Source organism: Bradyrhizobium ottawaense, assembly GCF_002278135.3.
GTDB lineage: Bacteria > Pseudomonadota > Alphaproteobacteria > Rhizobiales > Xanthobacteraceae > Bradyrhizobium > Bradyrhizobium ottawaense.
In genome coordinates this window covers 4326589-4348653 of record NZ_CP029425.2, presented here as the reverse complement: position 1 = coordinate 4348653, position 22065 = coordinate 4326589, and the positions used below count along the sequence as shown (strand labels likewise).

The window sequence follows — 22065 nt, the reverse complement described above, 5'->3', positions numbered from 1 at the left end:
CGTCCTAGGCTGCCGGCTCGATGTAGCGCGGGAACGCCGGCGTTGGCGCCGGCAGGGTCGAGCCGGGTGCGATGCGCTTGGAACCGCCGAGCATGACGAAGTTGCGCTCCCCGTCCGGGATGCCGAGGCTGTCGAGCAGCAATCCTGAAGCGGTCGGCATCGCTGGCTGCGCCAGGATCGCGATCTGGCGCACGACTTCGGCCGTGACGTAGAGCACCGTCTTCTGCCTGGCCGGGTCGGTCTTGGCGAGCGCCCACGGCGCCTCGCCCGCGAAATAGCGGTTGGCCTCCGCAACCACGGCCCAGACGGCGTTGAGCCAGTGATGGATCTGCTGCGTTGCCATGGCCTCGCGCGATGCGGCGACCATGCCGTCGGCCATCGCCAGGATTGCCTTGTCGTTGGCGCTGAATTCGCCGGGCTCGGGCAGCACGCCGCCGAGTTGCTTGGCGATCATCGACAGCGAACGCTGCGCGAGGTTGCCAAGATCGTTGGCGAGGTCGGCGTTGATGCGCGCCACGATGGCCTCGTGGTTGTAGTTGCCGTCCTGTCCGAACGGCACCTCGCGCAGGAAGAAATAGCGCACCTGGTCGACGCCGTACTGGTCGGCAAGATTGAAGGGATCGACGACGTTGCCGACCGACTTCGACATCTTCTCGCCCCTGCTGAACAGGAAGCCGTGGGCATAGACCCGCTTCGGCAGCGGGATGCCGGCCGAAAGCAGGAACGCCGGCCAATACACCGCGTGGAAACGGATGATGTCCTTGCCGATGATGTGCACATCGGCCGGCCAATAGCGCCAGTTTTTGTCGCTCTCATCGGGGAAGCCGACGCCGGTGATGTAGTTGGTCAGCGCGTCGACCCAGACATACATCACGTGCTCTTCGTCACCGGGCACCTTGACGCCCCAATCGAAGGTGGTGCGCGAGATCGAGAGATCACGCAGGCCGCCTTTGACGAAGCTCACCACCTCGTTCTTGCGGGAATCCGGCCCAACGAAGTCAGGCTGATCCGCGTAAAGCTTCAACAGCTTGTCCTGATAGGCCGACAGGCGGAAGAAATAGCTCTTCTCCTCGACCCATTCGACCGGCGTGCCCTGCGGGCCGAGCCGGACGCCGTCATCGGTCAGGCGCGTCTCATCCTCGGCGTAATACGCCTCGTCCCGCACGGAATACCAGCCTGCATAGATGTCGGCATAGATATCGCCGTTCGCTTCCATGCGCCGCCAGATCTCCTGGCTGGAGCGATGATGCTGCTCCTCGGTGGTGCGGATGAAGCGATCGAACGACACGTTCAGACGCTCGTCCATCTCCTTAAAGCGACCGGCATTGCGGGCAGCGAGCGCGGAGACGGCCATGTTCTCGCCGGCCGCCGTCTGCACCATCTTCTGGCCGTGCTCGTCGGTACCGGTCAGGAAGAACACGTCCTTGCCGTCGAGCCGCGCAAAACGCGCCAGCACGTCGGTCGCGATCGCCTCATAGGCGTGGCCAATATGCGGACTGCCGTTGGGATAGGCGATGGCGGTCGTGATGTAGAAGACGTTGTCGCGTGCGGGGGCGGCAACGGGCGCGGCAGCCTTTGGTGCGGCTGCGGGCGCTGCGGCTTGCGGAGCTGCAGCGGGCTTCGGCGCGCGCGGGGCCTTCGGCTTGGCAGCCTTCGGCGGCGTGGCGGCGGGGGCCGGCGCTGCGATCACAGGCGCGACCACCCTCGCCTTCTTGGCCACCGTCTTCGCAGGCGACTTGGCGGGGGTCTTGGCTGATTTGTTGGCTGGCTTCTTGGCGGCTTTCTTCACAGCCTTCTTGGCGACAGCCGGCTTCTTCGCAGCCTTCTTGACCGCCTTCTTTGCCGTCTTCACGGCGCTCTTCTTCGCGCCCTTCTTGGCCGTGGCCTTCTTGGTCTTCCTGACTTTCTTGGCCGCCTTGGCGTTGGCCTTGGACGCGCGCGCCTTCACGGCCTTCTTTGCGGCTTTCTTCGCAGCCTTGTTGCGGCCCTTGCCTTTAGCAGTTTTCTTAGCTCGCGTTGCCACGACGAATTCCTTTACCGGCTTCTCGAAATCTGGAGACGAACCTGGGTTCGATTATTGATTTGCGCATGATCTTTCGGAAAACCGCTGCGCACTGTTCCGGATCATGCTTTAGCGCGTTGCGTCCGCCAGCCAGCCGAACACCGAGAAAACCAAGGGCTTTCGTTCCAGATTGTAGGTTTCGGTGTCGCGCGCGGCGCGGACGATCTTTTCCCATACCTCGGCTAGGCGCGCAAGGCGCGGCAGGTTCTGGTTGGCATTGGCCTCGTCCGCATGCAGGCGTTCCGCGATCCAGCGATCGATGCCGTCGATGAAGGCCGCGAGCGCGACGCGGTCACTGGTGCCGAGCGAATCGCCGAGCGTGTGCAATTCGCGCGGATCGACCTGCGGCAGGCGCGCGAGCAGCGCCGCCGTGCGCTGCTGGAGCTTGAGCGCGTCGCCGCCGAGGAGAGTCAGAGCCCGTGCAACGCTGCCCTCTGAGGCCTCCGCCGCCTCGCGCAGCGCTGGATCGTTCGGATCGAGCTCGGCCGCCGACGCCGCCGCCCCGATCACATCATTCGTGGCGAGCGATCGCAGGCGAAGCTTGCGACAGCGCGACTGGATGGTGGCGAGCACGCGCGCGGGCGCGTGGCTCACCAAGAGGAACAGCGATTGCTGCGGCGGTTCCTCGAGGATTTTCAACAGCGCGTTGGCCGCGTTCGGATTGAGCTCGTCGACGGTATCGACGATGCAGACGCGCCAGCCTTCGGCCGCGGCAGTCGAGCCGAAGAAGCCGATCGTCTCGCGCGTCTCGTCCACGGTGATCACGGTGCGCATCACGCCGCGATCGTTGGCGGTACGCTCCAGCGTCAGCAGGCCGCCATGCGAGCCGGCCGCCACCTGCCGCGCCACGGCGTCATCGGGATCGATCGCGAGGTCTTCGGCGCGCTGCACGGAAGGCGCAAGCGGCTGGCCATGGGCTAGCACGAAGCGCGCCATGCGATAGGCCAGGGTCGCCTTGCCGATGCCCTGCGGCCCGCCGATCAGCCAGGCGTGAGGGATGCGGCCGCTGCGATAGGCCGTCAACAGCGCGGTCTCCGCCTCGCGATGACCGAACAGTTTCGATGTCTCGCGCGGATGCGGAATGCCGGTTTCGCGCTCGGTCTGACGCGGGCTCATACGGAAACCACCGAGGCTGGCGTGGGAAGAAGACGATCGCGCAGCGCCGTCCAGACACGGCCTGCAACCGTGTCAGGGTCGGAATTGGCGTCGATCAGCACGCAGCGTGCGGGATCGTCCTCGGCAATCTTGCGATAGGCCTCGCGCAGGCCCTGGTGGAAGCTCAGCTTCTCGCCCTCGAACCGGTCCGGCGTGCCACCGCCCCGGCGCGCGGCGGCGCGTTGCAGGCCGATCTCGACCGGCAGGTCGAGGATGATGGTGAGGTCCGGCTTGAGATCGCCGATCGTGACCCGCTGCATCGCGTTGATCAGGCCCTCAGGCACTTGGCCGAGGCTACCCTGATAGGCCCGCGTCGAGTCGGCGAAGCGGTCGCACAGCACCCAGGTCCCCTGGTTGAGCGCAGGCAGGATCACGGTGCGGACATGGTCATCGCGCGCGGCGGCAAACAGCAGCGTCTCCGCCTCGGGGCCGAGCAGCCTGCCCATGCCCGACAGCACCAGATGACGCATGATCTCGGCGCCCGGCGAGCCGCCCGGCTCCCGGGTGACGCGGATGCGGAGCTTTGCCGCCTTGAGACGGTCGGCGAGCTTCTTGATCTGGGTCGACTTGCCGGTGCCCTCGCCGCCTTCAAAGGTGATGAAGCGTCCGCGTCCGGACGGCCGCTGTGGCGCGCTCTCACTCATGATCAGAGCTTCTCGGCGCCTGCGCGGAACATGCCGATCACGAGCTCGCTGGCGCCGTCGATCGCGCGTCGCACGGTCGAGCCGGTGCCGATCGCTTCGGCCGCATAGACCGGCGTCTCCACCGCGATGTTGCCGCTACGCCAGACCTTGACCACGCCGACCCGTTGGCCGGCCTCGACCGGCGCCCGCACCGGACCGCTATAGACGACGCGCGCAATCAGCTTGTCGCTGCCGTTCTTGTGCACCATCACCTTCACCGGAGTCTTGGCGACGAGCTTGACCGAACGGCTCTCGCCGCCGAACACCTTGGCGTAGCCGACCGGCTGCTCGGCCGCGATCAGCGTGCGGGTCTCGAAATTGCGGAAACCCCACTCCAGCATTTTCTTGGCTTCCGTGGCGCGATCCTCGGGATCTTCCAATCCGTTGACGACGACGATCAGCCGCGTGCCGTTCTGCACGGCCGAGCCGACCATACCGTAGCCGCCCTCCTTCGTATAACCGGTCTTCAGGCCGTCGGCGCCTTCCATCGAGTTGAGCAGCGGATTGCGGTTGGGCTGGCGGATCTTGTTCCAGGTGTACTCCTTCTCGCCGAACAGTTTGTAGAATTCGGGGAAGTCCAGGATAATGTGCCGGGCGAGGATTCCGAGCTCGCGCACCGTCATCTTGTTGGCGGGGTCGGGCAAGCCGTTGGAGTTGCCGAAGGTCGACTTGGTCATGCCGAGCTCACGCGCGCGCTTGGTCATGAAGTCGGCCGCGAAGATCTTCTCGTTGCCGGCCATGGCCTCGGCAAGCGCGATGCAGGCATCGTTGCCGCTCTGGATGATCGCGCCGTGCAGGAGATCGTCGACCGAGACCTTGCTGTTGATGGCGGCAAACATGGTCGAGCCGCCCGAGGGCGCGCCGCCCCGGCGCCAGGCATTCTCGCTGATCCGGTACTCGTCGGTGAGCTTGATGTCGCCCTTCTTGATGGCATTGAAGACGACTTCCGCCGTCATCAGCTTCATCATGCTGGAGGGCGCGCGCAGCTCGTCGGCGTTCTTCTCGAACAGCACGCTGCCTGAGGAGGCCTCGATCAGGATCGCAGTCGGGGCATCGCCGTCGAAGCCGGCATCGTCCGGCTTCTTGGCCCCCTGGATGCTCTGGTTGGCGGCCAGAAGTGCCCCGCTCCAGCCGACGCCCACGACCACAGCCGTCGCGATCAGCCCGCGCACCAGCGCCCTCGCGGTGAAGCGGCTGCGACGAAGCGAAGAAGGACGAAATGCCATGGCCAAGCCCTGAGAGCGGCGTTCTAACAGCTGGAACCGGTGCGAACAACACGACGTTGGACGCCTGCCGCGAGATTGCACGATTCTCGCCGCGCCCCTATCGTGGCGCCTTATGTTTCTCGACCAAACCCCTGAAACAAGGCGGAAAAGCGATGTCTTCCACCCGCGTGATCAAGGCCAACGGCATCGATCTCTTCATCCGCGAAGCCGGCCAGGGTCCGCTGGTCGTTCTGTGCCATGGCTGGCCGGAGCTGTCCTATTCCTGGCGCCACCAGATCCCCGCGCTCGCCGCGGCCGGGTTTCACGTCGTCGCCCCCGACATGCGCGGCTACGGCCAAAGCGCCGCGCCGCCTGAGGTTGCCGCCTACTCGATCTTCGACACGGTCGGCGACGTGGTCGGCCTGGTGCAGGCGCTCGGCGAAACCAAGGCGATGGTGGTCGGCCACGATTGGGGCGCGCCGGTCGCCTGGCACGCGGCGCTGTTCCGGCCGGACATCTTCACGGCGGTCGCCGGCCTTAGCGTGCCGCCGCCGTTCCGCGGCCGCGGCAAGCCGCTCGACCTCTTGCGCCAGGGCGGCGTCACCAATTTCTACTGGCAGTACTTCCAGGCGCCCGGCGTCGCCGAGGCCGAGCTGGAACGCGACGTCGCCCGCACCATGCGCATCGTGCTCGGCGGACGCGGCCTTGCCGATCCCACCGCCGCCATGTTCGTGCAGGAGGGCAAGGGCTTTCTCAGCCACGCGACCGCCGAGGAGACGCTGCCCGCCTGGCTCGGCGAGGCAGATCTCGCCTATTTCACCGAGAGCTTCCGCAAGTCCGGCTTTCGCGGCGGGCTGAACTGGTACCGCAACATCGACCGCAATTGGGAGCTGACGGCACCCTGGCAGGACGCGCAGATCCATCAGCCCTCGTTGTTCATCGCCGGCTCCAGGGACGCCGTCATCACCGGCCTGATCGGCGCCAAGCGCGTCAACGAGCTCGAGCGCGTGCTGCCCAATCTGAAGCGAAAGCTGATCATCGAGGGCGCCGGCCATTGGGTGCAGCAGGAACGGCCCGACGAGGTGAACGCGGCGCTGGTGCAATTCCTGAACGAAAGCGCAGTCTAGTAGAGCCCGCGGCCGCTCAGGATGCTGCGGGCCTCGGCGGCCCCGTCGGCCGACGACGGCGCATTCTCGGCGGCGTAGCGGCCGTCCTCTTCATAGGACACGGCGCGGGCGTTGTGGACCGCCCGGCCCCGGCTGCGGCTCGAGGCCGACATTTCCGAGGTCGCGTTGAGCGAGGCCATGTCGGCGGAAGTGGTGCCGAGATTATAGGGCCGCCCCTCCGGCATCGGCACGTCGCCGCGAATGGCACCGCGGCTCGATCCCGGCAATTCCGGCACGAAGGGCTTGGCCGAGGCGACCCGGACCATCGAGGGCGACGGCGCCGGAACGCCGGTGCGCAGGGTCGCCAGAAGCTGGCGGTCGTCGGAGCCTTCGAGCGGCGCCCGGCCGACATATTCGACGCGGACCTTGGCGACGCCATTGCCTTTGAATTCAAGCAGTTCGGCCGCCTTGTTCGAGACGTCGATGAGGCGGTTGCCGTGATAGGGCCCGCGGTCATTGACGCGCACGATCAGCGACTTGCCGTTCGAGACATTGGTCACCCGCGCATAGGACGGCATCGGCAGGGTCGGATGCGCCGCGGTCAGCGAGGTCATGTCGAACACTTCGCCATTGGCGGTCAGGCGGCCGTGGAAGTCGTCGCCGTACCAGGACGCCATGCCCTCGGCGCGATAGTTGACGTCTTCCTCCGGCACGTAGGTCCGGCCCGCCACGACATAGGGCTTGCCGACGCGGTAGGTGCCGCCGCCCTTCGGGACCGGATCCCCCAACGCCACGACCCGGGGGCTCGAGGACACGCCGTATTTCGGATCGACGCGGCTGGCGAATTTGTTGGAGGAGGCGCAATTGGCAAGCGCAACGCAGGCCGCGACCGCCGCAGCACCACGCGCGGCCCGCAAAACCGAATCTGACCGACGGATCCCCATGCGCCCCAAATACCACTTTGCCGGAGGCGTACCCAACCCGCTTTGGCCACGGGGAGCGCTGTCCGGTCCTCTAATCCGAGGCGGCCCACCACCGCGTCGGAAGCGGTAACGATAACGCAACCCGAACACGGCGGAAATGGGGAGCCCACAGCGATCCCGCCGGGATGGTAAACGAGACGTTCGCATTTTTCCGTTGTTCTACGGAGCGATGGCACCGACTCTGTGCCACGGCTGGACATTCTGTTGCGCCAAATCCTCACTCCACCCCCATTGTCGCTGCCTTCACTGGAATTCTTTTGACTGTGCAAGGCCGCACGCGTTCTCTCGGATGCAAGGGCGGGATTTGGAATTTAACGATGATCGAGACGGTTTCGGCACTGATGGGTCTGGTAAGCGCGGGGATCTTCCTGGCCCATGCGTTTGAAGGTTACCGCACGAGGGCCTGAGGGCACTCGCGCGATCGGCAAGCATCACCTCTTTCAAGCGGCGCGTTCGGACAATTTTGATCGATCCGACCGAGCATCGAAAACGAGAGCGGCAGGTGTCACATGCGCAACCATGACCTGGTATCTGACGGCTTCCTGGCATTGACCGCCGGCGGCTTGGTCCTGCTCTGCTCGAGCCTCGTGGCACTGGCGTTCGCCTGAGCCCCGCTCCGCTTCGTTACCCTCCAGCACAGCTCCATCAGGCGCATCAGGCGCCGATGTCCCGCTCCCAATCCGTTGATTGAATTCCCGCGTTCGCTGCCTCGACTCATTTCCAGAGGCCATCACCAACGAGGGTGACGCGAATGCTTGCCGAGAAATTCTTCCTGGTCCTGGAATCCCTGATCCGCGGCGACCGCTCCTATCCCGACGGCAGCCCCCGGGTCATCAGCACCTCCCCGCACGTGCCGGTCAGGCTGCCGGCGCAGAAATAGCCGGCGTCAGGCGCCGCTCTCAGCGCAGGCCCAGCACGGAGCGACGATAGAAGCCGTCACGGGCCTCGTTCAGGCAGACGAAGCTGCCGTCGAACCCCTGGCCGTACCGCTTCTGACCCTTGCGGTAGTAGATGCCCTTCCTGAAGTCGAGCCAGACCACCTTGTCGTGCGGGCAATGACGCTGCGCCTGCGCCTCGTAGCGAAACGGCGTCAGCGGTGTCGCCGAGACCTCCGCGGTGCCCGCGCCGATCATGATCGCGCCGGCGAGCGCGATGCCGCCGGACCATCTGCGAAAGCCGCTCCTCGTCACTCCCCGCCTCCCGATCCACATCGTCGCGCGATGGCCGTTCGGCACGCTAGCACGAAATGGCCAGGTCCGCCGAAGGCGAGACACGCGGGGCGTCTTCCGCCGGCCATGTTGTCGGGCTAGATAAAAGCGATCGTTTCGATTGCGAGGATGCAGCCTGAATGTCGGTTGAGCCTTCACCCCAATCCGAACCTCGTGCCGAACCCTGTTCGCCCCCGCCGCGCCTGGGCCTGCTGCCGATGATCATCTTCGGCTCGCGCTGGCTGCAGCTGCCGCTCTATCTGGGACTGATCGTGGCGCAGTGCGTCTATATCGCGCTGTTCCTGAAAGAGCTCTGGCACCTCTCCTGGCACGCCCTCGATCTCACCGAGCAGCAGATCATGATGAGCGTGCTGGCGCTGATCGACGTCGTGATGATCTCCAATCTGCTGGTGATGGTGATCGTCGGCGGCTACGAGACGTTCGTCTCGCGGCTCGACCTGCAGGGCCATCCCGACGAGCCGGAATGGCTCGGCCACGTCAATGCGAGCGTCCTCAAGATCAAGCTCGCCATGGCCATCATCGGCATCTCCTCGATCGCGCTGCTGCGCACCTTCATCGAGGCCGGCAATCTCGGCTCGAACCGCGCCGGCTTCACCGAGACCGGCGTGATGTGGCAGGTGCTGATTCACCTCACCTTCGTCGTTTCGGCGATCGGCATTGCCTATGTCGACAAGCTCGGTGACTCCGGCACGCGCAAGCAGGCCCAGTGAGGTTACCAACGTCGGCCTTATTGCTTGTCCACTTCGAGCTGCGCCAGCGCCTGGTGCAGGCACTCCTGAAGCTTCAGCGCGACCTGCTCACGCGCGATGCCCTTGGCGGCGAGATCGCCTGACACCTTGTCCACGACATCGGCGATCGCCCGGCTCTCCAGATGGTCCGTCACCAGCGTGGTTGCGTAGCTTGCCGCGGCATCGCCGCTGAGCCCGAGCTGGCCTGCAGCCCAGAGCCCGAGCAGCTTGTTGGACCGGGCGGTGGCCTTGAACATGAACTCCTCGTCGTGGACGAATTTGGCCTCAAAGCCCTGCTCGCGCTTGTCGAACGTGGTCATGGTCAGCTCCATTTGCACTTGCGCTGATGGGTGTCGGACTGGCTGGGGGCGAACGTCTCCGTGCTTCACGTCAGTTCGGATCAGTTGAAGCTTCCGGCGGAAGCCAAACGCCGTCAAGCCTGCCGATGCGCCCCCGCGCCGGGCGCGTGCATGGCCCGCACAAGCCCGGCGCCAGCCGACTTGGCTAGGCAGAGACCGTTTACCGATCGTTAAGCAGACTCAGCGCCGCATGGCTTGGGGCATACCGAGAGCTGACGCATGAACAAAGAGCTGCGGGAGTTTCGACGGCTTGAACGGGTCTGCCTGGAGCAGGCCGCCCTCTCCACCATGGACCTCGCGCGAAGCGGGCTGCTCAAAGTCGCCGACGATTGCCGCATCGCAGCCGAAGCCATCGAAGCGCAATCGCCCCGTGGCGCGTTCACAGGTGCCGTCCAGGCGCTGAGGCTGGCCTGGAGCGCGACGAGGACGCCGAACCGGCACTAGCCGGCGGCATCGCACGGACAGATCGCGTCAGAATATTGCCGGAGGGACCCGCGCAGGATCAGGCCTTCGCCGCCGCCGCCTCGCGCGCCAGCCGTTCGGCCCTCAGCCGCTCCTTGTTGGCGTAAAACGCCTTCTGCGCCTCTTCATGGTCGCGCATGGCCTTTTCGGCCTCGATCCGGCGTGCCGCATCGCGCGCCTGGCGCTGCTCGGGGGTCAGGGGTTTGCGTCGGAAGGAAAGGTCTTCAGTCATGCGGAGACAACGCAGACGCGGCGAAAGGGTTCCATAAGGTGGACCCCGCGGACCCGCAAATTGGAACTCGAGCTGTTCGCCGTGCCCGAAGGCCGCTCCAGCAAATATCGAAAAACAACCCCATGCACAGTAGCTATGCTATTGGACAATAAAGATTTTCTTGGGTTCTCGAAGGCCCCTGGATCTCAACATCGGCAATGACGGGCAGATGGTCCGAGAAGGCTCTCGCCTCCACGTCGGTCCAGACCTTCTCGATCCGGCTATCAGACGTCGCATAAATCCGGTCAAGCCGCATAAGGGGTAGGCGCGATGGGAAGGTGCGCAGCCGCGTACGGTTGGGGCAGGCCTGCGCGAGCACCCGCCGCACCGACTTGACCCAAAACCAATCGTTGAAATCGCCGAGGACGACGGTCCTTCCGGGTTTCACCAGGCTCACCAGGGTTTGTGCCTGGGCATACCGCTCGTGGATGCTCAGGCCGAGATGCGTGGCAACCACGCGCACGTCACCGACCGGCGTCAGGAGGCCAGTGGCAATGGCCCTGCGCGGCTCGCGCTCCCGATACGACACGTCGACGATTTCGGGCACCCCGGAGAACGGAAAGCGGCTCAGCAGCATCTGACCGTAGTCGCCATCCGCAGTGACAATCGACTTGGCGTGAACGCGGTGATCGCCGACGACACTCGCCAGCTTCGCAAACGGATCGTCGGACCTCGATCGCGAATCCACCTCCTGAAGCGCGACGACATCAGGGGCCCATTTGCGAAGGATGGAGCAGACCCCCTCCAGATCGAACTTCGGATTGAGATTGAACGTGCCGTGCACATTCCACGTCATGAAACGCACCGGCGCCATCAGCGCCTCCCGGCGAGCCAGGTCGCGAGGAATTGCGCGCCCGCGCAGACGCCGAGCCAGCCCAGGAACGCCAGCACCAACAGCAACATGCTGCTCCAGGATGCGTTGCGGGCCAAATCCGCGATCTGAGCCCCCAGCACGGCCATGGCAAGAATACCAGGCGTCATGCCAAGCAGGGTTCCGAGCAGGAAGTCGCGTAAAGGCAGCGTGCTCGCGCCAGCCACGACATTCACGACCGAGAACGGTGCGATGGGAATCATCCGGATGACGACGACAGCCAGGACGCCCTTGCCGACAACGCGGTCCTGGATCCGCGCGGCACGTCGTCCGAGCAACTGCTGAAGCCGCTGCCGTCCGAGGGCGCGCCCGATCACGAAAAGGATGAAGGCGCTGAGCAAGACACCGGCGATCGCCGTGGCGAAACCCAGCCATGGCCCAAGCGCGGCAGCCGTTGCTGCAATGAGCACGAGCACCGGAAACACCACCAGCCCGCCGACGACAAAAACCGCGATTGCGAGTGGCGGCCCCCAGACGGACTGGGAATAGGTCGACAGCAAATTCGAGATGCGGCCCGTGTCGGCGAAATCGCCCAAGGAGGTGTACGACCAGGCTATTGCCAAGCCAAGAAGCGCCACGGCGATCGATAAGATCCCGATGACGGTCTTCGTGCTCCACATGCGCGATGCCGCCCGCTCGAGATGAAGGGGCCGCTCAGGGTCCGCCACCGGCTGAACCATCGTGGCAAGGGTGCTGGTCAGGACTGAGGCTTCCACTGCCCGCAGCGTCTTCGGGCCATCGGCTTTCGACACCTCGTCCATAAGAGCAAGAAGACGATCGTCGTTTTGCCTGACGCTCTGTTCGTCGAGGCCACAAAAATGGGCTATCAGGCGATGCCGAACTGAAGCGACGGACTCCCGATGTTCGTCGGATACGGCTTCAAAGATCAGATCACATTCGCTGTCGGCGCCCATCGACCGGTTGTTCAAATTGGCCGAGCCGATCCTCAAGATCCTGTCATCGACGATCATGAGCTTGCTGTGCACCATCACGGCCGCTTCCGTGTCTCCCTCTCGTGAGACCGGGTAGACGAAGCGGATACGATTTGCCACGCCGGCCTCGCTGAAGCAGTCGATGAACGCACCACGACCATTCTGCATGGCCTGGGATTCCAGCCACGAGGAATGCAGTTTTGGAGCGACGACCAGAACCCGGAGCGACGGCACGCGCTGCATCTGCTCCGCCAACTCACGCGCGATCTTGATGGCGCTGGTGAACTGGTTCTCGATGTAGATAAAGCTCGTCGCGGACCGGATCGCTGCAATCAAGGAGCGTTCGACCTCCCTGATGGTCGAACCTGCAGGACAGACCACCTCGGTCCGGGCGATCCCAACCGGCATGAGCTCAGCCTCGACCGGAACATCCGCCGGCCAGCGCATCCCCTTTTGCGCACGCCGATCCTGTATTTGTTGGCCTGCCGCACGCCAGCGCTCCTCGGCCAGCTCGAACAGCGAGGCGGCAGCATTCCCGTCTACCACGCATTGAACATCATGAAACGGCGGGTATGGCTTGCCCTGGGGGTCGCAGCGCAGTTCGTGATCGGCGCGATGGTCGCTCGTGTCCCAGCGCCTGATCGTCAGATCGAGCCCGCCGACGAACGCCAGTGAACCATCGATACAGACGATCTTCTGGTGCTGGGCCGAACCGAACGGAAGCGTGGAGTCCAGATGAAATCGGACTCGGCCGTCCGTGTCGGCGGTGAATTTGGCCGCGGAATTCCATTCCCGTTCGGAGGCGTAGAACGAGACGAAGTCCCAGACGAGAATGTTGATCCGCAGGTCCGGCCGGCGGTGCACGAGGGCACGCAGAAATGGGCCGAGCAGTTCCGGCAAGCCGTCGTCCGCCCGCCCCGACGCTCCGACCAGCCGGGTCTCGCTGTGGATGTCCCACCCGATGATGTAGACGATATCTTCCGCCGCGAGCAGCGCCTCGCGCAGGGCCGCGAAATAAGCGGCAGCATCGTTCAGAACCGCCACGTGCCGCGCCTTGCACCGCCGCCAGACGGTGTCGCCGGGGATCAGGGTGGATGAGCTCTGGAGCAGGTGGACCTCGCAATCGCATTCGCGTCTAAACGCGCTGAACGCTCAAGGGGTTCCACAAATCCAGGAGGTCGAGGTTGTCAGGCGCGCTGGGTCTGCGCTGTGCGAAGCCGCCGTCGTAATTTCGTGAGATCACGATCATTGAGACAGGTCAATACGAGCAAGCCGAAGCTCTGGGAACCTGCCGTCGGCAAGCAGATGGAGACGGCCATGTCACAGCAGAGCAGCATGCACTTCTACCTCAATTGGGCCAAGGAGCGGATCGACGAGATGGACGCCGCATTGGCCTCGTTCGAGGTCAAGGCCGGTCAGGCCAAGGCAGAGTCCAAGGTGAAGACGGATCAACTTCTGTCCGATCTGACGACGCGCCGTGACGCGTTTCAGGCGATGCTAAAGACCCAGGCGGAAGCAGGTGAAGCCGCCTGGACGGACGCCAAGGCTGACCTGGAGAAGCAGTGGGCTGGATTCGAGGCCCAGGTGAAAACTTACTTCGAAGGCGCCGGAAAACAGTTCGAGCAGCAGCAGGCCACCTTCAAGGACGTTGCAGCGGCCCAGGCAAAGGCGTGGCGCGAAGCGGCGGACAAATTCCGCGAAGCCGCGGCTAAAGTGGCTGCAGCCCGCACCGTCGATGTCGATGCCGCGCTCAAGCAGATGAAATCCGATGCGTCCGAAGCAGAAGCGCGTCTGCAGAAGCTGAAGCAGGCCGGCAGCGAATCTTGGTCGGTCCTGAGCGCCGCGCTCGCCGAATCCCGCAAGGCGTTCGACCAGGCGAACCAGGCCGCCTGGAACGCGCTGAAGGGCGGCGATCCGAAGAGCTGAGGCTTTCTCTCCAGTCGAGCTGCCCGTCAGAACAGACGGGGGGACTCAAGCGTGTGGGGCCACGGCTGCGCGAGGAAGGGTGCAGATCATCCGCCTTCCTCGTACGCTTTGGTCAATGCTCAGGTGTTCAAGAGTCGCACGTTCTAGGCATCACTGTTCATGTTGGCGGACAAGCTTCCAATCTTAATTAGCCGCCCGAGTTGTCAACGAGCGGCAGCGGTCTGCTGGCTTGCGGAGTTATCCGCGTTGAACTCGCTCCAAGCCTGTCGGAGTATCTGGATCGAGGAGGTCAGGAAGATGCCACCCATCACGGCAGCGACGAGGAGGTCGGGCCAAGCTGTGTCGGTCCCCCAAACGCCCAAGGCGGCGACCATCACGATCACGTTGCCTATTGCGTCGTTTCGCGAGCAGAGCCAAACAGACCGGACGTTCGCGTCCCCATCCTTGTACGGCCTGAGCATCAAGACCGAACCGAGATTGGCCGCAAGAGCAAGAAATCCAATCACTCCCATAACTTCTGCTTTTGGCGTACCGAGAATGAGCGTTTGGTAGACAGTCGACCCGACAACCCAGAGCGCCATCACGCTGAGAGAGAGACCCTTGAAAAGGGCGGCTGTAGCTCGGCGTCGCAGGCTCGCCCCGATCACGGCCAAGCTGAGCCCATACGTCACCGTGTCACCAAGAAAATCCAGAGCATCGGCTTTCAGCGCCTGTGAACCTGCCAGTTGCCCAGCAAGCATCTCGATCAAGAACATCGAGCCGTTGACAGCGATTACCGTCCAGAGGACCCGCTTGTACGTGGGGTCCATTCCGTCGAAGACCGGAACACCGCCGGAACAACAACACGCCGCCTCTGCGGACCCGCACGCTGTGCGCCGAACAGGTTCGAGGTTCAATGGTGGGGGGCTGCAGCAAGAGCCGCTCTGTTCGCAGCAGTCCGTCGCCATGATGTCGGTCCTCACTTCGTGCCGAACCTACCAGCTACTGACGCTTCGCGGTAGCTGCTGTTCCACTTCGAGTCCGGTGCCGGCTGCGCGACGAAGTCGCTACCGCCCCTCGTCGCTTCCGCTCTCACAGTCTCCGCCGAATTACGGTGACGCTGCATGTTATCAGCACGCCGGCAGCATAGACGACCGACATCGCCATGCTCTCGACTCCGGCCGAAGCCGCGCCCCTCAGCTTCCCTTGCGAGCGGTCTCTGACTGCGACTCGCCAAGGCCGGGATTGATGGCCAGCGACGCGCCGGCGGCGCCGCCGGCTTCATAGGCCGTCATCGACACCATCCGGCTGGTGCTGCGCGCGGTCCGGAGCTTGAGGTCGAGCTTGTCTAATTCTGCATCGACCACCGAGGTCTTGAGGACGACCAGCCCGCGACCGGTGCTTTCGTTGACCTGATCGCGACTGGCCTTCATCGCCACCAGCCTTTGCGCGATGGACGCCACCATTCCGAGCGCGAAGGAGGCATTGGCCAGATGCCGCTCCTGGTGCCGGAACCGGGCGTAGTCGACCGAGGTCTTGAAGCGGCCAAGTTCGGCGCGCACGGCGCCGTCGATCAATTCGGCCAGGTAATGCGCGACCTCGACATCGGCGCCGAGACCGAAGAACACATAGATGTTCTCGCCGGCCGGGTTCTTCTCGCGCCAGACCCGGCAATCGCAGAAATGAGCGATCGCGCCGATGCAGTCGTCGAGCGGAATTCGCTTCTTGCGATAGGTCTCATAGACCCTCCGTTCGCACGGCGAGGCGCGCAGCTCGACGTCGGAGAGTGACAAATCGTGGCGATCCAGCAGCTCGGCGACCTTGGCGGCGGCAGACAGCGCCTCGTCCTCGGTGCAGCCATTGGCGATGGTCTTGGCGCGCAACGCCTGAATGCGGAGCTTGAGCTTGCCGAGCCCGTCCGGATTTAACGCCTGGTCCACCGATCACCTGCTCGGGAAAGCCCGACCGAGAGACCCCGTTCGGATAGACTGGCGGAAGGGGTGGGATTCGAACCCACGGTACCCTTGCGGGCACGCCGGTTTTCAAGACCGGTGCCTTAAACCACTCGGCCACCCTTCCCTCGTAACAATGCCAGGGAGTTAGCTTAGCTTTGGACTGAGCGCAACGCGAACTTGGACCCAATTTGGACCGATCGGTACGATGCCGGCGGTCTCATGCCGATTGCCGGTTCGCATCCACAGATGCGGGCACCTGGGCTACACCGCGGCCTAGGGGCCTATTTCGGCAGGCATTCCACGTTGTACGCGATGATGATCTGAGCTGGATCCGCTTTACCCAGGCTCTTGAGATCCTCCAAGCCGATTCGGAGCTTGGCGCCCGCCCCGCTCAAGCTTCCTTCAAGCGTGGCTTTGGCCTTCCGGCACCGCTCTTCGTTGGAAAACTCCTGGAAGACGACAGTCGGAAGGAGTCGCCATTCCGCCTTGTCGTTCGTCGCGGCAGGACTGATCGAGTAGGAAAAGACATACATCAGCACCCACATCGCTTTACTCCAGCCTTGGCCGGCTCGATCCGTGCGCACTTAGATGGTCACGCCTGGACACAGCTACGCTTTACTTGGAGGGCGCGCGATCAAGCCGCGATCGCTGCGCCCTCATGCGCTTGATCTCTCGACGCAGGTCTTCACTCTTTTCGTCACGCTGCTCTCCGCTCGATTTGATCCGATCATCTTGGCGCAATTTTTCGAGAGCTTTCTCGACCGAGAGCTTGTTCGTTCCGGCCATAACCGACCTCACTTGCGCTTCTGCGTTCATCAATAGCGATAGTAGGAATTACCCTGCGGGCAGGTTCAGTTGCCAATAATCGCCGCGCTGGCGCTTGATGTCCAAAAAGAGGACGCTGCGTCGTCGTGCAAGGCATTCAAGAGGCGCCGCCATCGCTGAGGCGTTGATTTAAGTCAACGGTCAGCGACAAGCTGCGCAGGCCGCACGGCCCGGTCGATGCTGATCCAGGCCGCTGTGAGTTCCCAGGCGACCGAAAGAATGATCGGTCCGATGAACAGACCGATGATCCCATGCGCGAGCGTGCCACCGATCACTCCGATCAGGATGACGAGCGCCGGCGTGGAGAGGCCCCGTCCCATGACCAGCGGCTTCAGGATGTTGTCGAGAAGACCGACGATGACGAGAAACACAGTCAGGAGCAGCGCCGTGGTGACGTCCTTGTCCATCCAGATCCAGATGACGACCGGAATGAGGACGATCCCTGCACCGAGCTGCACGATCGACAGCAGCAGAACAATGACGGCGAGCAGCCCCGCGCTTGGGATGACCGCCAGCTTGAATCCGATGCCGGCGAGCAGCGCCTGGATAATGGCGACGCCGATGACGCCTTGCGACACCGCCCGGATGGTCCCAGCCGCCAGCTCGAGGAAATGTTCGCTCTGTTCCGGCACGATTCGGAACAGGAAACCGCGGATCGCGCTGACGAGCTGCGGACCATATGGAAAGAGAAATCCGGCGACCAGCACCGACATCAGGAACTGCAGGGTGCCAAGGCCGGCGCTGCCTGCGAATGACAGCATCATGCCGGCAATCGGCTTCAGATATGGCGCAACTTCGCGCACGGCCGCGCGGATGTTGGTGTAGGCCTGATTCCAGAGATCGTAGAGCTGCGGCCCGACCAGCGGCCAGTCCCTGATCCGCTCCGGCGCCGCCTGCAGCGCGAGATCGCCACTACCGAGTTGCCCTGCAAGCTCCCTGACCCCTTCAACCGCACTGAGGCCGAGCCAGGCCGCCGGACCGATGACGATGCCGAGCATGGTGAAGGTAAGGAGCACCGCCGCTGTCCGCGGGTGGCCGCCCAGACATTTCGCGAGCCAGCTGAAGACCGGATAGAATGCCACGGCAAGCACCGCGCTCCAGGTCAGGATCGGCACGAAGGGACGGATGATCAGGAGCGTCCACAGGATTAGCAGCGCAAGCAAGCCGAGCCGGATCACGAGCTGAACGACGTCGCTGGTGGAAAAAAGTTGGCGAAGTGTCTTCAAGGTCTGCGGCCTGCGCCCGGCTGATTGGCCATGCGGAAAGCCTAGCGGCCGGACCGGGACTGCAGGCTTGATCCAAATCAACCGGCAAAGGACTGAAAGCGGCCTGATCGGACGGGTGCCGTTGTCACGTAGCGGCTCAACAATTGCGACGCGAACGCATGTCGGATGCAGCAAATTACGCGCGAAACGAACAGCTCCGCGACGGTACGGCCGTGGAGATCCGTGCTCTCCGGCCAGATGACCAGGCCGCCATGCTGGCCGCGCTTGGCGAGGTGGGCACACAGTCCCTCCAGCGCCGCTTCTTCATGCTAAAGCGTCATTTCTCCGAGAAGGAACGCGCCTTTTTCGTCGAGGTCGATTTCAAGGACCATGTGGCGCTGGTCGCGTGCGTGGCGAATGCAGGTCGGAGCACCATCGTGGGCGGCGCGCGATATGTCGCAGCCGGGCCGGGCTGCGCCGAGACGGCCTTCATGGTGATCGACGCCTGGCAAGGACGCGGCATCGGCGGACTGCTGCTGCGTCACCTGATCAGCCTTGCCCGCGAAGCCAGGCTGAAGGAACTGACCGCGGAGGTGCTGCCGGACAACGCTGCGATGCTCAGTCTTCTTGGCAGATTTGGGTTCGAACGCGCAGAACGCCGCGAAGCTGATACGGTCCATATGGTACTGACGCTGACCTGATAGAAGCTCTCGGACGACGCCTCAAGCTCGCGCAAAACACTGCCGCCTTCTGATACATGTAGCTCGGCAACAAAGGCTTACCGGTTCAAAGATCCGCTCCCTTTACACCGCGCAAAAGAAAGCGGCGCCCCGTGAGGAGCGCCGCGCAAATGTTCTTCGTGACTGCCTCTAGCTCAGTACCCGCAGGACGCGCATCCCATCTGCACTGGGGCGTAATAGGAATAGCCCGGCGAGACCATCTGGACGCGCTGGCGCGTGGCGTATTGCGGGGGGATGCGCTCGTACTGGACGCTCGGCGGCGCGACCATCACGGTCTGAGGCACCATCACGGTGCGGTACTGCGCGGGCGAGCGGTGCGCGACGACGGAGCCCGGGGAGACCATCACGGTCTCGTCGACGGTGCGGTATTGCGGCTGCACGTATTGCTGCTGATAGCAGGTCTGGCACGGCGGCGGTGCGTAGCAATTGTAGCAGCCGGCGGAGGCTGCGCCCGTCATGGAAATCGCGGCGACGGCGGTCGAGAAAACAACAGCGAGAGTACGAGACATTGCGGTGGTGCCCCAGTTGCCCAAAAATGGATTTGCGAAGGTCGCAGGCAGTATACGCCGCAAAATCCAGGGCTGCCGAACTTCGTCGGGGCATCCTTAATGCGAAAGGCCAATCGCGGCCGACCGGTAAGAACTCATTGACCACGCGCATTAACGCGAAAGGCCCTCATCCGCCTCCGTCAAGCTCGCGCTTCAGCGCCTCGCCGCTCTTTCCAAAAACTCCAGCAGCGAGGGATCTGTCTCCTCGAATTCGACAAAGCGGCGGCGCAGCTCGTCCGCTATTTCTGCGGTGGCATCTCGTGACCATCCTTCCGCGGTATTGAAGGCCACGACACGTGCCGGATGGAGATATTGCCCCTCGACGAGATGTCTGAGCAGGGTCGCCCGATTGGCGTCCTCCTCGGCAGTTTCACACCAGGCGCGGCCGAGCCGCCGGCCGAAATCATCGAGCACGAGATAGACGTCCCGGTCTGTCGTCATGTGCGGCACGAGCGATGGAGATTGACTCATGGCTTACTCCGCTAATGGCATCCGGACTGTTGCGGAGGATACGGCGACCGCCTGGCCGGATTCGGAAAAATGGATTTCGGCTATTTTTCTTAGGATTGCACGATTAAATAAAAAAACAACGAAAATAAATAAAAATTAAATAGCAAAGCGGGCACAAATACACTAAATTCACAGGGCCTGGCGGGCGAGCCCGCACGTCGGGTGCCCACTTCGCAAAGCGGCTCTCGCCTCCACCCCCCAATAGCCCACACCCCAGGAGGCGGGGGCCGTTTCTTTACCACCCGTCCCGGCTTCATTTGTCTGTCCTGCAAAGCGCATCTGCGGGCTCGCGGGGGACCGCGAGCGCTTCGGAGAAATCGACTCCCGCCTGAGGCGTGTCGAGGCGCTATTTCGAACGCCGCTTGACCTCGCGCACGGCGCCGCGCGCGGCGCTGGTGGTGAGCGCAGCGTAGGCCTGCAGCGCGGTCGAGACGTTGCGCTTGCGCGCAGCCGGCTGCCAGGCGGCATCGCCCTTCGCCTCTTCCGCGGCGCGGCGCTTGGCGAGCTCCTCGTCGGAAACCTCTAAGCTGATGCTGCGGTTCGGGATGTCGATGGCGATGCGGTCGCCGGTGCGCACCAGGCCGATGTTGCCGCCTTCGGCGGCTTCCGGCGACAGATGGCCGATCGACAGGCCGGAGGAGCCGCCGGAGAAGCGGCCGTCGGTGACGAGCGCGCAGGCTTTGCCGAGGCCCATCGATTTCAGGTAGCTCGTGGGATAGAGCATCTCCTGCATGCCGGGGCCGCCGCGCGGACCTTCGTAGATGATGACCACGATCTCGCCGGCGACGACCTTGCCGCCCAGGATGCCTTCGACGGCCGCATCCTGGCTTTCGAACACGCGCGCGGGGCCCGAGAATTTCAGGATGGAAGCATCGACGCCGGCGGTCTTCACGATGCAGCCGTCCTGCGCGAGGTTGCCGTAGAGCACGGCGAGGCCCCCGTCCTTGCTGAAGGCGTGCTCGAGGTCGCGCACCACGCCCTTCTCGCGGTCGGCATCGAGCTCGTCGTAGCGGCGCTCCTGGCTGAAGGCGACCTGGGTCGGGATGCCACCGGGCGAAGCGCGGAAGAAGGTGCGGACCGCTTCGCTCTTGGAGCGCTTGATGTCCCAGCGTTCCAGAGCGTCGTTCATGGTCGGCGCGTGCACGGTCGAGACCGAGGTGTCGATCAGGCCGGCGCGGTCGAGCTCGCCCAGAATGCCCATGATGCCGCCGGCACGATGCACGTCCTCGACATGCACGTCGGCGACCGACGGCGCGACCTTGCACAGCACGGGCACGCGGCGGGAAAGCCGGTCGATGTCCTTCATGGTGAATTCCACCTGCCCTTCATGGGCGGCGGCGAGCAGATGCAGCACGGTGTTGGTCGAGCCGCCCATGGCGATGTCGAGCGTCATCGCGTTCTCGAACGCCTTGAAGTTTGCGACGTTGCGCGGCAGCACGGATGCGTCGTCCTGCTCGTAATAGCGGCGGACGAGATCGACGATGGTGTGGCCGGCCTCGACGAACAGGCGCTTGCGGTCGGCATGGGTTGCCACCACCGTGCCATTGCCGGGCAGTGCCAAGCCCAGTGCCTCGGTCAGGCAGTTCATGGAGTTGGCGGTGAACATGCCCGAGCAGGAGCCGCAGGTCGGGCACGCCGAGCGCTCGATCACCTTGACGTCGTCGTCGCTGACCTTGGAATCGGCTGCGGCGACCATGGCGTCGATGAGGTCGACGGCCTTGGTCTTGCCCTGCAGCTTGACCTTGCCGGCCTCCATCGGGCCGCCCGAGACGAACACGACGGGGATGTTGAGCCGCAGCGCGGCCATCAGCATGCCGGGGGTGATCTTGTCGCAATTGGAGATGCAGACGAGGCCGTCGGCGCAGTGCGCGTTGGCCATGTACTCGACGCTGTCGGCGATCAGCTCACGCGACGGCAGGCTGTAGAGCATGCCGTCATGGCCCATCGCGATGCCGTCGTCGACCGCGATGGTGTTGAATTCCTTGGCGACGCCACCGGCCTGCTCGATCTCGCGGGCGACCAGCTGGCCGAGGTCCTTGAGATGGACATGACCGGGCACGAACTGGGTGAAGGAATTGACGACCGCGATGATCGGCTTGCCGAAATCGGCGTCCTTCATGCCGGTCGCGCGCCAGAGGCCGCGGGCACCCGCCATGTTGCGGCCGTGGGTGGTGGTGCGGGAGCGATAGGCTGGCATGGCGGTTTCCGTCCTCGGTTTGACCGGCCGGGCGGGAAAATCTGGTGCCGCCTCAGGCCTTTGTGGCCGGATAGCGCACGCGGGGAACGCGCGCAACGGGAACTTGGGGCGGACAGGGCTCCCCTGCTCCCGGC

24 protein-coding genes and 1 tRNA gene are annotated in these 22065 nt (G+C 64.1%); 6 read left to right on the top strand and 19 right to left on the bottom strand.

What is annotated here, in order from left to right; translation table 11 throughout:
* Positions 1-4 precede the first annotated feature (4 nt).
* From metG to CIT37_RS20815, 4 genes are all read right to left on the bottom strand, one after another.
* Positions 5-2023 carry a methionine--tRNA ligase gene (gene metG, locus CIT37_RS20830; RefSeq protein WP_095424154.1) on the bottom strand — a complete coding sequence of 673 codons (2019 nt, stop codon included), beginning with the start codon at positions 2021-2023 and terminating at the stop codon, positions 5-7.
* A gap of 108 nt (positions 2024-2131) precedes the next feature.
* Positions 2132-3178 carry a DNA polymerase III subunit delta' gene (locus CIT37_RS20825; protein ID WP_028144638.1) on the bottom strand — a complete coding sequence of 349 codons (1047 nt, stop codon included), beginning with the start codon at positions 3176-3178 and terminating at the stop codon, positions 2132-2134.
* Positions 3175-3861 carry a dTMP kinase gene (tmk, locus tag CIT37_RS20820; RefSeq protein ID WP_028144637.1) on the bottom strand — a complete coding sequence of 229 codons (687 nt, stop codon included), beginning with the start codon at positions 3859-3861 and terminating at the stop codon, positions 3175-3177. The genes CIT37_RS20825 and tmk overlap by 4 nt, the downstream gene beginning before the upstream one ends.
* 2 nt (positions 3862-3863) lie before the next feature.
* Positions 3864-5126 (bottom strand): D-alanyl-D-alanine carboxypeptidase family protein, encoded by a 1263-nt coding sequence (locus tag CIT37_RS20815; protein ID WP_161966447.1) that lies wholly within the window; start codon positions 5124-5126, stop codon positions 3864-3866.
* Positions 5127-5278: 152 nt separating this feature from the next.
* Here CIT37_RS20815 and CIT37_RS20810 point away from each other — a divergent pair, with 152 nt between their 5' ends.
* Positions 5279-6232, top strand: a complete 954-nt coding sequence (locus tag CIT37_RS20810) for an alpha/beta fold hydrolase (RefSeq protein ID WP_038970320.1) — start codon at positions 5279-5281, stop codon at positions 6230-6232.
* On the opposite strand, the gene CIT37_RS20805 is transcribed toward CIT37_RS20810, so the two are convergent.
* Positions 6229-7155 (bottom strand): septal ring lytic transglycosylase RlpA family protein, encoded by a 927-nt coding sequence (locus CIT37_RS20805; RefSeq protein WP_095424152.1) that lies wholly within the window; start codon positions 7153-7155, stop codon positions 6229-6231. The genes CIT37_RS20810 and CIT37_RS20805 overlap by 4 nt on opposite strands.
* 790 nt (positions 7156-7945) lie before the next feature.
* Here CIT37_RS20805 and CIT37_RS20800 point away from each other — a divergent pair.
* On the top strand, positions 7946-8074 hold the full coding sequence (locus tag CIT37_RS20800) for a hypothetical protein (RefSeq protein WP_256379428.1): 129 nt from the start codon (positions 7946-7948) through the stop codon (positions 8072-8074).
* A 19-nt stretch (positions 8075-8093) separates the two neighbouring features.
* Here CIT37_RS20800 and CIT37_RS20795 read toward each other — a convergent pair whose 3' ends face one another.
* The gene (locus CIT37_RS20795) at positions 8094-8384 is read right to left on the bottom strand and encodes a hypothetical protein (RefSeq protein ID WP_028144633.1); all 291 of its coding nucleotides are present in this window, start codon (positions 8382-8384) and stop codon (positions 8094-8096) included.
* 158 nt (positions 8385-8542) lie between these two features.
* On the opposite strand from CIT37_RS20795, the gene CIT37_RS20790 reads away from it, so the two are divergent.
* Entirely contained in the window at positions 8543-9133 is a 591-nt protein-coding gene (locus CIT37_RS20790) for a TIGR00645 family protein (RefSeq protein WP_095424151.1), read from the top strand.
* A gap of 17 nt (positions 9134-9150) precedes the next feature.
* Here the strand turns inward: CIT37_RS20790 and CIT37_RS20785 are convergent, their stop codons facing one another.
* A complete protein-coding gene (locus tag CIT37_RS20785; RefSeq protein ID WP_038970337.1) occupies positions 9151-9471 on the bottom strand; it encodes a DUF1476 domain-containing protein in 321 nt (106 codons plus the stop codon).
* 258 nt (positions 9472-9729) lie between these two features.
* On the opposite strand from CIT37_RS20785, the gene CIT37_RS20780 reads away from it, so the two are divergent.
* The gene (locus CIT37_RS20780) at positions 9730-9954 is read left to right on the top strand and encodes a hypothetical protein (RefSeq protein ID WP_028144631.1); all 225 of its coding nucleotides are present in this window, start codon (positions 9730-9732) and stop codon (positions 9952-9954) included.
* 58 nt (positions 9955-10012) lie between these two features.
* Here the strand turns inward: CIT37_RS20780 and CIT37_RS20775 are convergent, their stop codons facing one another.
* The 3 genes from CIT37_RS20775 to CIT37_RS20765 all read right to left on the bottom strand — a co-directional run bounded on the left by CIT37_RS20775 (position 10013) and on the right by CIT37_RS20765 (position 13090).
* On the bottom strand, positions 10013-10204 hold the full coding sequence (locus CIT37_RS20775) for a hypothetical protein (protein WP_028144630.1): 192 nt from the start codon (positions 10202-10204) through the stop codon (positions 10013-10015).
* 133 nt (positions 10205-10337) lie between these two features.
* Entirely contained in the window at positions 10338-11057 is a 720-nt protein-coding gene (locus CIT37_RS20770; RefSeq protein WP_038946790.1) for an endonuclease/exonuclease/phosphatase family protein, read from the bottom strand.
* Positions 11057-13090, bottom strand: a complete 2034-nt coding sequence (locus CIT37_RS20765) for a VTT domain-containing protein (RefSeq protein WP_028144629.1) — start codon at positions 13088-13090, stop codon at positions 11057-11059. The genes CIT37_RS20770 and CIT37_RS20765 overlap by 1 nt, the downstream gene beginning before the upstream one ends.
* A gap of 273 nt (positions 13091-13363) precedes the next feature.
* Between CIT37_RS20765 and CIT37_RS20760 the strand changes: the two genes are divergently transcribed.
* Positions 13364-13972: a sll1863 family stress response protein gene (locus tag CIT37_RS20760; protein WP_038970338.1), complete on the top strand. Its 609-nt coding sequence runs from the start codon at positions 13364-13366 to the stop codon at positions 13970-13972.
* A gap of 203 nt (positions 13973-14175) precedes the next feature.
* Here CIT37_RS20760 and CIT37_RS20755 read toward each other — a convergent pair whose 3' ends face one another.
* From CIT37_RS20755 to CIT37_RS20730, 6 genes are all read right to left on the bottom strand, one after another.
* Positions 14176-14919, bottom strand: coding sequence for a cation efflux transmembrane domain-containing protein (locus CIT37_RS20755; RefSeq protein ID WP_095424312.1), 744 nt, complete (start codon positions 14917-14919; stop codon positions 14176-14178).
* Between the two features lie 228 nt (positions 14920-15147).
* Positions 15148-15891 carry a DUF7168 domain-containing protein gene (locus CIT37_RS20750; protein WP_028144627.1) on the bottom strand — a complete coding sequence of 248 codons (744 nt, stop codon included), beginning with the start codon at positions 15889-15891 and terminating at the stop codon, positions 15148-15150.
* A 49-nt stretch (positions 15892-15940) separates the two neighbouring features.
* Positions 15941-16030 (bottom strand) — tRNA-Ser (locus CIT37_RS20745).
* 157 nt (positions 16031-16187) lie between these two features.
* On the bottom strand, positions 16188-16451 hold the full coding sequence (locus tag CIT37_RS20740; RefSeq protein ID WP_028144611.1) for a hypothetical protein: 264 nt from the start codon (positions 16449-16451) through the stop codon (positions 16188-16190).
* Between the two features lie 70 nt (positions 16452-16521).
* On the bottom strand, positions 16522-16692 hold the full coding sequence (locus tag CIT37_RS20735) for a hypothetical protein (RefSeq protein WP_162832270.1): 171 nt from the start codon (positions 16690-16692) through the stop codon (positions 16522-16524).
* A gap of 173 nt (positions 16693-16865) precedes the next feature.
* Positions 16866-17957, bottom strand: a complete 1092-nt coding sequence (locus tag CIT37_RS20730; RefSeq protein WP_038970324.1) for an AI-2E family transporter — start codon at positions 17955-17957, stop codon at positions 16866-16868.
* A gap of 158 nt (positions 17958-18115) precedes the next feature.
* On the opposite strand from CIT37_RS20730, the gene CIT37_RS20725 reads away from it, so the two are divergent.
* Entirely contained in the window at positions 18116-18637 is a 522-nt protein-coding gene (locus tag CIT37_RS20725; RefSeq protein ID WP_095424150.1) for a GNAT family N-acetyltransferase, read from the top strand.
* Between the two features lie 173 nt (positions 18638-18810).
* Here the strand turns inward: CIT37_RS20725 and CIT37_RS20720 are convergent, their stop codons facing one another.
* From CIT37_RS20720 to ilvD, 3 genes are all read right to left on the bottom strand, one after another.
* Entirely contained in the window at positions 18811-19134 is a 324-nt protein-coding gene (locus CIT37_RS20720; RefSeq protein ID WP_038970325.1) for a hypothetical protein, read from the bottom strand.
* Positions 19135-19377: 243 nt separating this feature from the next.
* The gene (locus CIT37_RS20715) at positions 19378-19695 is read right to left on the bottom strand and encodes a hypothetical protein (RefSeq protein ID WP_028144607.1); all 318 of its coding nucleotides are present in this window, start codon (positions 19693-19695) and stop codon (positions 19378-19380) included.
* Positions 19696-20080: 385 nt separating this feature from the next.
* Positions 20081-21931, bottom strand: coding sequence for a dihydroxy-acid dehydratase (ilvD, locus tag CIT37_RS20710; RefSeq protein ID WP_038946817.1), 1851 nt, complete (start codon positions 21929-21931; stop codon positions 20081-20083).
* Positions 21932-22065 lie beyond the last annotated feature (134 nt).